General features: G+C 51.1%; 9 protein-coding genes. All 9 read right to left on the bottom strand.

Going from position 1 to position 12,631, the window contains the following annotated elements; all coding sequences use genetic code 11:
* On the bottom strand, positions 1–620 hold a 620-nt coding region (locus PHU49_08570), incomplete at its 3' end, for a hypothetical protein (GenBank protein MDD5244057.1).
* On the bottom strand, positions 610–1,020 hold the full coding sequence (locus PHU49_08565) for a hydrogenase iron-sulfur subunit (GenBank protein MDD5244056.1): 411 nt from the start codon (positions 1,018–1,020) through the stop codon (positions 610–612). The genes PHU49_08565 and PHU49_08570, both read right to left, overlap by 11 nt.
* 150 nt (positions 1,021–1,170) lie before the next feature.
* Positions 1,171–2,844, bottom strand: a complete 1,674-nt coding sequence (locus PHU49_08560) for a CoB--CoM heterodisulfide reductase iron-sulfur subunit A family protein (GenBank protein ID MDD5244055.1) — start codon at positions 2,842–2,844, stop codon at positions 1,171–1,173.
* The gene (locus PHU49_08555) at positions 2,841–5,654 is read right to left on the bottom strand and encodes an NAD(P)-binding protein (protein MDD5244054.1); all 2,814 of its coding nucleotides are present in this window, start codon (positions 5,652–5,654) and stop codon (positions 2,841–2,843) included. The genes PHU49_08560 and PHU49_08555 overlap by 4 nt, the downstream gene beginning before the upstream one ends.
* 196 nt (positions 5,655–5,850) lie before the next feature.
* Complete coding sequence (locus tag PHU49_08550) at positions 5,851–6,789, bottom strand: electron transfer flavoprotein subunit alpha/FixB family protein (GenBank protein MDD5244053.1); 939 nt, start codon at positions 6,787–6,789, stop codon at positions 5,851–5,853.
* Entirely contained in the window at positions 6,786–7,565 is a 780-nt protein-coding gene (locus PHU49_08545) for an electron transfer flavoprotein subunit beta/FixA family protein (GenBank protein MDD5244052.1), read from the bottom strand. The genes PHU49_08550 and PHU49_08545 overlap by 4 nt, the downstream gene beginning before the upstream one ends.
* A 1-nt stretch (position 7,566) precedes the next feature.
* Positions 7,567–8,661 carry a (Fe-S)-binding protein gene (locus PHU49_08540; GenBank protein MDD5244051.1) on the bottom strand — a complete coding sequence of 365 codons (1,095 nt, stop codon included), beginning with the start codon at positions 8,659–8,661 and terminating at the stop codon, positions 7,567–7,569.
* A 235-nt stretch (positions 8,662–8,896) separates the two neighbouring features.
* Positions 8,897–10,516, bottom strand: a complete 1,620-nt coding sequence (locus PHU49_08535) for a long-chain-fatty-acid--CoA ligase (protein MDD5244050.1) — start codon at positions 10,514–10,516, stop codon at positions 8,897–8,899.
* A 275-nt stretch (positions 10,517–10,791) separates the two neighbouring features.
* A complete protein-coding gene (locus PHU49_08530) occupies positions 10,792–12,402 on the bottom strand; it encodes an AMP-binding protein (protein MDD5244049.1) in 1,611 nt (536 codons plus the stop codon).
* Positions 12,403–12,631: the final 229 nt, after the last annotated feature.

Here is a 12,631-nt window from a genome sequence, read left to right as displayed (position 1 = left end):
GTTTCCATGTCTACCTGGAACTTGTCCATCTTTGCGTTCTTTTCGATGAGCATCTCTGCGGGAACCTCTTCGTATTCTCCTTCTATGTTGGAGAGCAAGCCTTCTCCCTTTTCCGTATAAGGAACTATCCAGAAATTGCCGGATTTATCAATCCTTACCCCTGCATCTCCTACAACCCCTCTTCTTTCGCTGCATACGCTGCATGCCCACCGCATAGAATCAGCATTTTTAAAATAATCAGCCAGTTGGTCAACCTCGGTCGGCACATCATCTTTCTTTTCTTTTGAGGACACTGTACCCGGACAATCAATGGACACGGCAATGATATCTTCCCGTTCAACCTGTGTCAGCTTGACGAGTTCAACATATGCCCGTATCTCGCAAGGTCTCAGCATCAGCATAACCTGTAATCCCCTGGCAAATAACCGGCGGAGGTATAATGCCGCATTTGCTCCGAATACGGGGTTCACGAGAGAATAATGATCGAGACTGCCCTTGAATATCTGATGGTCTACACCGTTTTCACCCTTTTTGAATCCAAGGACCAGATGCTGCTCATCCTCCAGGAACCGGCTGAGAGCGCTTTCGATATTCCCGTTTTTAATTTTTTTACCCTGCATTTTTCTTTTCCTTTATATCGTTGTACATAGTCGTCACCTTTTCTATAAAGCGCCGTGCCTCGGCAGCGCTTACCCAGAAGAGCCGGAGCTTATCTTTCATCGAAAAGGCATCAAACATCTCTTTTAAGGCTGCTATCTTTCGTCGGGTATAGAAATTGCCCTTGATAAAGTGGCAGTCTCCTGGGTGGCAGCCGGCAACAAAGACGCCGTCGGCCCCTTCGAAGATCGCCTTGATAACAAAGGCAGGGTCGACCCTGCTCGAACAGGGGACCTGTATCAGCTTCACCCCCTCCGGGTACTTCATCCTCAGGCTCCCCGCCATCTCGGATGCCTTGAACGTGCAGTAGGAACAGGCAAAACCTACTATCTCCGGATTCTTTTGCAATGTTTCTTCAGCCATGCAACCTCCATAATAACTTCAGTAAATAGTATTAACTGCAGTGAATAGTCGATAGTGAATAGTGAATAGTTAAAAAAACCCAATAATAATTCTTTTTTTTAGTCTTCATCCTTTTGCTATTCACTATATACTATATACTATTCACTGCTCTTAAATTGCCTCAGTAAATCCGCTTATCTCATCATCGATCATGCGGTCGATATACCCCTTGAGTCCGATTGCGGATGACGGACATGTGGCGTTGCAGAGTCCACACCCCATACAGGCCGCCTCCTCCACGTGGACTACCCTTTTTGCCTCATCATATTTGATAGCCTTTGCGACACAGGCCTGTTCGCACATGCGACAGCCGCTGCACCTCTTCGGATCAACATATGCAATAAAGGGATCCACGTAGGCATAACCGAGGTTCAGGAACCCAAAAAGTTTCACTGCCGAAGCCCTTCCGTGGTTGATCGATTCTTCAACATCCTTGGGGCCCGAGCATGACCCTGCGATGAAGATCCCCTTTACTGCCGTATCAAAAGGCCGGAGCTTGATATGGGCCTCCAGGAAGAATTTATCTTTATCAAGGGTAACCTTGAAAAGCGACGCAATCAGCTTGCTGTCCTCTGGAGGAGACATACCGATGGAGAGTACGACAAGATCGAACTCCCTCTCGAACATCTCGCCAAACAGCGTATCCTCTCCGCGGATCATGACGCCAGTGGGTGTGGGAATTATTTCCGCTACATTCGCCCTCGTGAAGAGAACGCCCTTTTCCTGCGTGTCCTCAAAATACTCCTCTCCCCCACGTGGATGGGCTCTCACGTCCATGTAAAAGGACTCCACATAAGAATCCCTGTACTTATTTTTAAGTGCATCCCCTACCCGCAAGGCATTGACACAACATACCCTTGAACAATAAGGCTTTCCTATCTGTTCATCGCGCGATCCGACACAATGGAGTATGGCCACCCTTGGCTTCTCAGGGAGCCGTAAGGTGTCCGCGTTGTGCTCGAAGTCAAGGGTTGTGATAATCCTTTCATCTTTCCCATAATTTAATTCCGGCTTTATGCCTGGATCAAAGGGTGAAAATCCTATAGCTATAATCGCTCCTCCGGCAGTAAGTTTTTTCTCACCTCCCGGGGTTTCGAGCGTCACTTCATAGTTACCAAAAAAACCCTCAAAGTTACTGATGGTCGTTGATGTGAATAACTCAACGTTTTTTCGTCCTTCCAATTCTTTAACCATTTCGTCGATAATATCTTTGCCGTCCCTTCCCGAGGGCCATATATTTTTGAGGGTCCTCACATGGCCGCCAAATTCAGCCTCCTTTTCTACGAGGTAGACCTGCATGCCCATCCTTGAAAGGAACACAGCTGCGCTTAAGCCCGATACACCGCCACCGACAATGAGGGCAGACTTCTTCACATCTACGATCTTCTCCTCAAGGGGAACGTAGTGAGCTGCCGAATAGAGTCCTGCAAGTATCAGCCTCTTTGCCTTTTCTGTGTTCTTTTCAACATCATCGCCGACCCAGGAACAGTGTTCCCTGATGCTTACCCTTCTCAAGAGAAATGGGTTAAGATTTGATTTTTTCAAAACATCCTTGAACATCTCTCCGTGAAGCGAAGGCGTGCAGGATGCGATGATCACCCGGTCAAGTCCTTCTTTTTCAATGCTCTCCCTGATCATGTCCTGGCCCGGCTCCGAACATACAAAGACATAATCCTGTGAAACAGTTACATTGGGATATTTTTTGAAGTATTCGCTCAACTTCTTCACATCAACGGTGTGCTTGATATTGTGACCGCAGTGGCAAATAAATATCCCTGTCTTCATGCATCGCCCTCTTGATTTCCAATTTCCAATTTGCAATTTGCAATTTCAGAATCGGCAATCGGCAATCGGCAATCGGCAATGTATTCAAGACATCTTGCCGCCGCTTCTCCTCCGGAGGCGACGGTATCGGGAATGTCCTTCGGTCCCGAGGCCATGCCGCACACAAAGATGCCGTCTACGTTCGTCCGTGAGGGACTTATTGAGTCCGCTCTGATGAAGCCGTATTCGTCTCTCTCTAACGACATCATGCAGCAGAGTTCCTCGATTCCTTTGCGAGGCCTTACCCCTGTTGCGAGGACAACAACATCCACTTCAACCTCGCGCATTTCACCGCTCAGCATATCTTCTACCCTAACCAGGAGACCGTTCTTGCCTTGCGTTACTTCGCCCGGAATTCCCCTTATATAAAAGGTGCCGGTTTCCTGTGTGTTCTTGTAGAATTCTTCATAACCCTTGCCGTATGCCCTTACATCTATGTAGGACACGTAGATCTCGGCGTCCTTGATCCGGTCTTTCACGATACTGGCATGTTTTGCCGTGTACATGCAGCATACCCTGGAACAAAACCGTGCTCCACTTTGTCTGTCTCTCGATCCGACACACTGGATAAAATAGAACCGTTTCGGGACTTTTCCCTTTAATAAAATATCACCGCCTGTCGGTCCCGTGACCGAACAAATCCTCTCAAATTCTATTCCTGTTATCACTCCGTCCAGTGTGCCGTAACCGAATTCTCTTTTTTCGGTAGGGTCATAGAGGTCAAATCCTGGTGCCAGGACGATGCTGTCAAATTCCATTTCCACAATCTCGTCTTTCATGTTGTAATCCACGGCCTTTACATCGCAGCGTCTCTCGCATTCTCCGCACTGAATGCATCCTTCTATCTTCCCTGCGAGGCACCTCGAAGCCTCGGACCGCGCCTGGCTCTCAGTATAACCCGTTACCACCTCGCGGAAATCCTTCGTTCGCTCTTCCGGGGGCTCTTCCCGGGGCATAAGCCGCCGCTCCTCACCATACTTTTCCTTGAGGACCTTCACTTCATCGTCGGTAAGCTTCTCGCCCGCCCTTTCCTTTTTTGACCAAAACATCCGGTCCTTCTGCCAGGTCTTCTCGGATACCACTATCTTGCCTGTCAGGAAAAGGTCTATTGAGCCTGCGACCCTTCTCCCTGCCGCGATTGCGTCAACGACGTAGGCCGGCTCGGTGACCACATCGCCTCCGGCAAAAATACCCTGTACGTTCGTGGCCAGAGTAGCGGGGTCCACCTGGATCGTACCCGTCTTCAGGATCTCAACGCCCAGCTCGCTCACAAAACGGGTGTCAGGGGCTTGTCCGACTGCACTGATCACCGCATCGACGTCCATGGTAAATTCGGACCCCTTTATGGGGATAGGTCGGGCCCGGCCGCTTAGATCCGGCTTACCCAGCTCCATCTTCTGGCAGACCATTGACAGAGATCCATCGCTCTTTGCAGTCACCCTGACCGGCGCCGTCAGAAATTGAATCATTGTTCCTTCTTTAAGCGCAGTCTCAACCTCTTCATGGCTTGCAGGCATCTCTGAGAGGGTCCGGCGATAGACGATGGTCACAGTCTCCGCACCAAGCCGCCTGGCGACCTGCGCGCAGTCCACAGCCGTATTGCCTCCTCCTATGACGGCGACCTTCTTGCCTATCTGCACCGGTTCACCGGCATTCACCTTCCTCAGGAAGGTAATCCCGTCGTGAACCCCCGGCAGATCTTCGCCTTCCATCCCGAGCGAGAGACCCTTATGAGCACCCACGGCGATGTAAGTCGCGTCGTGTGATTTCGTTATCTCCGCGAGCGTAATGTCTTGTCCTACCCTTACCCCTGTTTTTATCTCCACACCATGCCTCTGTATATAGGCTATATCCCTGTTGATCGCCTCCCGGGGCAGACGGTATGCCGGAATGCCGTACCGCATCATTCCGCCCGCTTCGGGCAATGCCTCGAAAACGGTTACCGCGTGCCCTCTGAGCGCAAGCTCATAGGCAGCCGTAAGCCCCGAAGGCCCTGCACCGATCACTGCCACTTTCTTCCCGGTCTGCTGGATATCGGGTACTTCCAGCGTCGCCGGGTCCACCTGGTCTGCTGCAAACCGCTTCAGCTCCCGGATCGCTAACGGATCATCCAGTTCTCCCCGGTTGCACGCCTCCTCGCACGGCGCATCGCAGACCCTTCCGCAGACAGAAGGAAAAGGGTTTACCTCTCTGATAAGCATGTAGGCATCTTTGAACCTTCCTTCGCTGATGTGCTTCAGGTATCCGAGCACATTCGTATGGATAGGGCATACACTAACACAGGCTGCCTTGCAGGGACGATCTTCACGTTTATCGATGCTTGCCTTGTTGGGTATGGCCTGCGGAAAAGGAATATAGATCGCCTTTCGCGGACCTGTGCCCATGTTGAATTCACTCTTCATTACCACGGGGCAGCCCGGAGAACAGGAACCGCAGGCAGTACACTTCTTCATGTCGACATACCGTGCCTTCTTCAGGATGGTAGCTTGAAAACCTGCACCTTTTTTCCTGACCGCCATCGGCTTTGCCCACGAGAGGATCTCTATATTGTGATTGAGCGCCACCTCTACCATCTTGGGCGAAAGGGTACAGGTAGAGCAGTCGAGGGTAGGAAAGGTCTTGTCGAGCTGTATCATCCTGCCGCCGATGGAGGGTCCTTCCTCCAGCATCGTTACCTGCACACCACAGGATGCAAGCTCGAGGGCAGCGGTGATACCACCGATGCCGCCTCCTATCACTAATACATTCTTTTCTGCCACTATCTCTTCCACGCTATATTGTCCATCTTTAAAATCCTAAATCATGTTACACCAAGCACGAAATTCGAATATCTAAATCCTAAACAATATCAAAACTCAAATGCTGAATGTTCGAAACGAGCACCGGGCACATTTCAACAGTTGGACATTGGGACATTAGAATTTGTTTCGTGCTTCGATATTCGTATTTCGGATTTTCTGTTATCATTCATCCTTTTACTATGCCTTTCAGCGCGTCCCTTACCTTATGCATATCCCCCACAATCCCGTAATGCGCGTATTGAAATATGGGGGCTTCGGCGTCCTTATTGATCGCTATGATGCAGTCGGCGTCTTTCATGCCGGCTATATGCTGGAAGGCGCCGCTTATGCCCATCGCAAGATATACCTTCGGTTTTACCGTCTTGCCTGATGTACCGACCTGACGCGCTTTCGGAAGCCACATCTTGTCGATGACAGGTCGTGATCCGGAGATTACGGCCTTCAGGAGACCTGCAAGCTCTTCGTAAGCGGGTATCTCATCTTTGTTCCCAACCCCTCTTCCAACGGAGAGAAGGAAATCTGCTTTGGTAATATCGATATCGGTCTTTTCTTCTTCCACATATTCCACGAACGTCCTGCTGTCGCTGACCGTGACACCCTCGATGACCTCCTCACGCGGGGCCGCGGCCTTTTCCGCAGCGAACTCCTTGAAGCTCCCGCTCCTGACCGTGAGGACAGAGGTTGCGTCCCCTGTGGTTTTAAATTCGCCGAAGAGCTTGTCTGAATAGTAACTTTTGAAAAAGACACCCCGCTCTTTATCGCAGCCGCTTACATCGGTGATGATGGGAAAACCGAAAAGACCTGCCGCGTAGGCGGCTGATTCGGCGCCTGAAGATGAGTGGGTAAATACAATGAAGTCAGGCCTTCCGCGTGTCTCGGAGACCTTCTCAATAATGGCAGCCATATTGAGGGGATTGAGAAAGACCTCTTCACCGGCCTTCACCTTGATGATGCTGTCGACCAGCTTTTCGTTAAAAGAGTATTGCCCGTCCGGCAGCAGCATGACCGTCTCTTTCCCAAGAAGGGTGCAGATACCGATGGAATCTAAGTTCCTCTCTTCAAAAATTCCCCGCCTCGCTTCTGCAACGATCAGTGCGTAACTCATTGATACACCCCCTTCTCCTTCAGTATCTCCATAAGCTTTTTGCATATATCGCCAAGCTCACCGCCGAGCATCTGCGCCCCGCCTTTCTTCGGCGGGTAGACCCACTTAACAAGCTCGATATGTGCTTCCTTGCCGGCGTCGTATTCTTTTCCCTTAAAGGATTTCCGTTCTACCTTTGAGGCCTTCCGTATACCCATGATCGATACGTATCTCGGCTCATTGATGCCACTCTGGATGGAGATCACGCAGGGAGTCGTTACGCGTACCCGTTCCTGGAGGCCGCCTTCAAGCTCCCTTCTTACTACCATGTGATCCTTTTCAACGCTGTCGATCCCTATTACCATGGAAACATAGGGCAGTTTCAGGAGCGCGGCAAGGATCCCGCCCACAGAGGCAAACTGGTCATCCTCGGATTGAACCCCTGTGAAGATAGCGTCAAAGGGGACATTCTCCTTCTGTATGAAGTTGCGGATCAGCGCGCCCCTCGCAAAGGGATCATGGAGCACCTGATCCACCTCTACCAGAAACCCGTCTTTGGCACCCATGGCTATTGCCCGTCTGAGCACCTCATCCGACTCGGTGTCGCCTATGGAGACAGCCGTCACTGCGCCGCCGCCCTTTTCGACTATCTTTACCGCTTCTTCCACCGCGTAGTTATCCCAATCGTTTACCTTGAAAGGGAGTTTTGAAAAGTCCACGTCCTTACCGTCATTGATAAGGCGGAGCTCTTCCTCCTGAGTTGCGGGAACTCTTTTTGTAAAGACAAGTATGTTCATTTTATAAGACCTCCATAATGATTTCTGAAAGCTCTCTCACGATCATTCCCTTCTCTGTGGCAGGATCTTCAAGTGTCATGAGGCAGAAAGGACACGCTGTGGCGATCAGGTCCGCTCCCTTCTCAATCGCATCGAGCACCCTTACCTCCGCGTTTCTCTGGTAGCTCGTCTCCACCTCGAAGAACATCCTCCCGCCCCCGCCTTCGCAGCACAGAGAGGTTTCCCGTGATCTCGAAAATTCCAGGAGTTCGAGGCCTTCTATGGAGCCAAGGATACTTCTTGGCTGATCGAAGATATTATTCTGTTTCCCAAGGAAACAGGGGTCATGGTAGATGACCTTCTTCGGGTAAGGCCTTGTCGTCTTCAACCTTCCTTCCTCCATGAGCTGCCACAGGACCTCTGTGTAGTGTGAAACCTTGATGCCGGTATCGCCGTACTCTTTTTTCAATGCGTTCATGCAGTGAGGCGAGAGTGCTATGATCTCGCTCACCCCGTATTCTTTGAAATTTGCAGCGTTCTCTTCCTGGAGTTCTTCGAAAAGACCGGTTTCGCCTATTCTCCTGATCTCACTGCCACAGCACGCCTCTTCCTCGCCGAGGATGCCGAACTCGAAGCCAGCCTTGTTGAGGAGATTGGCTACATTAACGGGGATCACCATGCATCGCGGGTCATATGCCTGGATACAGCAGACAAAGAGCAGCTTCTTCCCGGCGGTCTCCGATACATGGGGGATCTCGAAATCAACCTTTTCAGTCCATGCAGCCCTCTTGTTGCGGGAACGCCCCCAGGGGTTCTTCTGCACAAAGGTGTTTTCGAGGGCCTTCTGGAGCGCCAGGGGTACTGTCCCGTTCTCTATAAATGCCGATCTCATTTCAATAATCACTTCGGAGGGCTTCACATCTCTCGGGCATCGGATAGTACAGGCGCCGCAGGATGTGCAGTACCAGGGCACGGCTTCATCGATGACGGACTGGAACTGTTTCTTCCGCACAAGCATCCTTATATTAAAAGGCGTCTTGCCGGACTCCGGGCAGCTGCCGGTGCATTTGCCGCATTGGATACATATCAGGGCCTTGGGACTCGCTTGTGTCAACATGCTCTTCGCACCTCGGTTTTACCTTTTATCTTATACATAATTATGCAATTTAAATACCATATGAACGCGCTGTTGCAAAACGAGATTCTTGAGTAAAATTGGATATTGCAAAGAGGCATTCATATACATGATGAACAAGAATTGTATCAAAATGAAACAACTGTGTTCGTTCACTACATATGAGACTTATGCAGGGCATGTCCGGCGTTAACAATACCATATTCTTGCAAAAAATCTAAAGGTGTTTTCTCTCCGCCCTCTCCATCTTCTGGGAGTGTTTTTCTCGTATCTCTCGTTTCAATATCTTCCCCTGGGGGTTCTTGGGGAGGGCGGCAACAAAGTCTACGGACCTGGGTGCCTTGTACCGGGCAAGGCTCTGTTTACAAAAGTTGATGATCTCATCATCTGTAGCCTTCTGTCCCTCCTTTAATACAATCACTGCGTGGACACGCTCCACCCATTTCTCATCGGGGACGCCGATTACAGCAGCCTCAAGCACCGCAGGGTGGCGATAAAGGATCTCTTCCACTTCACGGGGGTAGACATTCTCCCCGCCGGTGATGATCATGTCCTTTTTTCTATCGACAATATAGATAAAGCCCTGCTCGTCATAATAACCCATATCGCCGGTGTGGAGCCAACCATCAATGATCGTCTCATGCGTATAATCCGGTTTTTGCCAGTACCCCAACATAATGTATTTGCTCTGTGCTATGATCTCCCCCACCTCATGGGGCTTCACATCGTTATTATCCTCATCCACGATCCGCGCGTGTACCCATATGCATGGCTGCCCGCAGGACGCGAGTACCTTCTGCTCTTCCGGGGATTTGTCTAAGACCAGGTGGGCTTCCCTGGAAAAAAAGGATATATCCGGCCCGGATTCAGACTGTCCATAACCTTGTTCAAAGATCGGGCCGAATCTCGCCATGCCCTTCCGAAGTAATTCCACAGGCATAGGGGACGCTGCATACCACATCCGTTTCAGACTTGTCAGATCGTATCCGTCAATGTTGGGCAATGCCATCATGATTACAAGCTGCGTCGGTACGATATGGATATCTGTTGCCTTCTCGTCCTGGATGGTTTTGAGGGTTGCTTCCGGGTCAAAGGAGCGCTGGGTCATGATCACGTTGCTTGCCCCTCCGAAAAAGTATGTCCAGAAAAAGGAACTGCCGCCGATGTGAAATAGGGGCAATATCATGACATGCTTCATGGCGGGCTCCATCCGGAGCTGAAGAGCCATTGTCCTTACGTCTTCGAGTCTGCGAATATGGGTGTATACTGCCCCGCGAGGTACGCCGGTTGTCCCGCTGGTGTACAAGATCAAGTACGGGTCATCCTCTTCAACATGGACATCAGGCTCTTCTTTTGGAAAGGCTTGGAGCAGTTCACTATTGGTGAGCATTCCAGGGGCCGCACCTTCAAGGGAAATGTAATGTTCAACCCCGGGCAGACGCGGTCGTATCTGATCAACTATCTCTACCAGCTCTTGACCTACAAAGAGTGCCTTAACCTCCGAATAGTTGATAATGTAGTCGAGTTCATCAGCCTGCAGCCTGGGGTTGAAGGGTGATACAATAAAACCGCCCTTCATTGCTGCACCAAAGACGTCTGTATATTCCAGACAGTTCCAGGAAATGATGCCGATCCCGTCCCCCTTCTTCACCCCCAGAGACTTAAGCACATTGATGAGGCTGTTCACGCGGGCATTATATTGTGAAAAGCTGATCCTTTGCGGTCCATATACGAATGCCAACCTGTCCGGGTGGAGGAGCGCATTCCTGTATATGATATCCGCCCAGGTCCCTATCTTGTAGCGGCTTAGTTCCTTGAGTATGAGTCTTTCCGTCATCACTTCCTCCTTAAGGATCTCGTTAGGCGTTAGGCGTCAGGCGTAAGGGGACTACGGCATAGCGCAAAGCGCATGGCGCATGGCGCATAACAAATCGTATATCGTAGTTCGTATATCGAGAGTGTAAAGAAAACCGTTCGGCGTAATGCGTTCGGCGGAAAGGCTCTGCCGTATTGTCTCTTACTATTCACTGCCTTTGTCCCGCGTGTTTGCGAGGGAATGGCCCGACATGGATGATCGTCCCAATGGAAAATCTGGGATTAATGCTGATGGGGCTATACTTTTCTTTCCTTTCCCGCATAGTATTTATCTCTCAGCTCCCGCTTCAATATCTTACCTGACGGGGTTTTAGGAAGGACCTGCATAAATTCAACGGATTTTGGCGCCTTGTAGCGTGCGAGCCTCGTCTTGCAGAATTCGACGATCTCAGCAGAAGTCGCCTGCGCTCCCTGTTTGAGAACTATGGCGGCATGGACCTTCTCTACCCAGTAGTCATCGGGTATACCGAAGACGGCAGCCTCCTGTACCGCCGGGTGCTGGTAAAGGACCTCTTCCACCTCGCGGGGATACACATTCTCGCCCCCTGTCACGATCATGTCCTTCTTCCTGTCGACGATATAGATATAGCCATTCTCATCGTAACGTCCCATGTCGCCCGTGTGTACCCAGCCGTTCAGGAAGGTCTCGGCGGTCTCCTCCGGCTTGTGCCACCACTCCTTCGGGATCCCTTTGCTTTTCACGATGATCTCTCCAACCGTTCCGGGCTCCACATCATCGTCCCGGTCATCAACGATCCTCACGTGGACGCCGATGTGGGGGAAACCGCATGACGCGAGGATCTTCTGCTCTTCAGGGGATCTGTTCACCACGTCGTGCTGCTTCTTCGAGAGCATCGTGACGTTCGGCCCGTCCTCGGTCCCGCCGTAGAACTGCATGAAGATCGGGCCCCACTTCTCCATGCCCCGCTTCAGAAGCTCCACCGGCATCGGGGAGGCAGCGTAGAACATACGCTTCAGGCTCGAAAGGTCATATCTGTCGACATCAGGCAGGGCGAGGAAGGCGGCGAGGTGCGTGGCCACGATGTGGATGTCGGTAGCCTTCTCATCCTGGATCGTCTGGAGCGTCGCGGCCGGATCGAAGGACATCTGGGGCATGATCACATTGCTGCCGGCCACATAGAAATACCCCCAGAAGTTCTTTGTGCCCCCGATATGGAACAGGGGCATGATCTGGACATGTTTGTCCCCCTGCTCTAAGCTCATGGCCGTGGGGAACCGTCTGGTATCATCCATGGCCCTCTCGAAGGTGTAGAGGGCTGCGCGGGGAACGCCTGTCGTGCCGCTTGTATAAAAAAGGAAGATGGGGTCGTCTTCCCGGGCATCCACGTCCGGCTCGTCCTTCGGGAAGGTTTCAAGGAGCGTGCGGTGGGAGACCATCCCCGGGACATCGGCAGTCCCGAAGGAGATGAAGTTCTTCACCTTCGGTATGTGGGGCTTAAGGCGATTGACGAGTTCGACGAGCTCCGGTCCCACGAAGAGGGTATTGCACTCAGAGTAGTTGATGAGGTAATCGAGCTCGTTATCCTGTAGTCTCGGGTTGAAGGGTGAGGCGATGAAGCCGAACTTCATTGCCGCACCATAGGCATCAGGGTATTCGAGGCAGTTCCACGAGAGGATGCCGAGCACATCGCCCTTCTTCACGCCCATGGACTGCAAGGCATGTATCAGCGCATTGACGCGGTCGTTAAACTGCGCGAAGGTTATTGACTCCTCGCCGCACTTGATCGCCATCTCGTCGGCGTAGAGGAGCGCGTTCCTGTAGATGACGTCAGCGTAAATACCCGTATTGTAGCGGGACAGCTCTCTGAGTACGAATCTCTTTGACATGGTTTCTCCTTTCCTTATCATTAAAGTACTGTCGCACAGGTCTCGATTATCTAACGAATTCTTTCAAGGTCACCGTTTCCCTGTTGCTCATATATATCCCTGTTAATATTTCATGAAACCTGGTAAAAATAACGCCAGTTGGGGGAATAAAAAGACAAGGAGCAGGCCTATTATATCGCAGACAATAAACACAAATGCGCCCAGATATATGTCCCGGATGGTAGTGCCT

It is taken from the genome of Syntrophorhabdaceae bacterium, from assembly GCA_028713955.1.
Classification (GTDB): Bacteria; Desulfobacterota; Syntrophorhabdia; order Syntrophorhabdales; family Syntrophorhabdaceae; genus UBA5609.
The sequence above is the reverse complement of the archived record's forward strand: the minus strand, read 5'-3'. Positions and strand labels throughout refer to the sequence as shown.

What these genes read in the sequence shown, in the direction of transcription:
- PHU49_08565 (MDD5244056.1), bottom strand. Translation starts at nt 1,020, where the DNA reads ATGGCTGAAGAAACATTGCAAAAGAATCCGGAGATAGTAGGTTTTGCC.
- PHU49_08560 (MDD5244055.1), bottom strand. Translation starts at nt 2,844, where the DNA reads ATGAAGACAGGGATATTTATTTGCCACTGCGGTCACAATATCAAGCAC.
- PHU49_08550 (MDD5244053.1), bottom strand. Translation starts at nt 6,789, where the DNA reads ATGAGTTACGCACTGATCGTTGCAGAAGCGAGGCGGGGAATTTTTGAA.
- PHU49_08545 (MDD5244052.1), bottom strand. Translation starts at nt 7,565, where the DNA reads ATGAACATACTTGTCTTTACAAAAAGAGTTCCCGCAACTCAGGAGGAA.
- PHU49_08540 (MDD5244051.1), bottom strand. Translation starts at nt 8,661, where the DNA reads ATGTTGACACAAGCGAGTCCCAAGGCCCTGATATGTATCCAATGCGGC.
- PHU49_08535 (MDD5244050.1), bottom strand. Translation starts at nt 10,516, where the DNA reads ATGACGGAAAGACTCATACTCAAGGAACTAAGCCGCTACAAGATAGGG.
- PHU49_08530 (MDD5244049.1), bottom strand. Translation starts at nt 12,402, where the DNA reads ATGTCAAAGAGATTCGTACTCAGAGAGCTGTCCCGCTACAATACGGGT.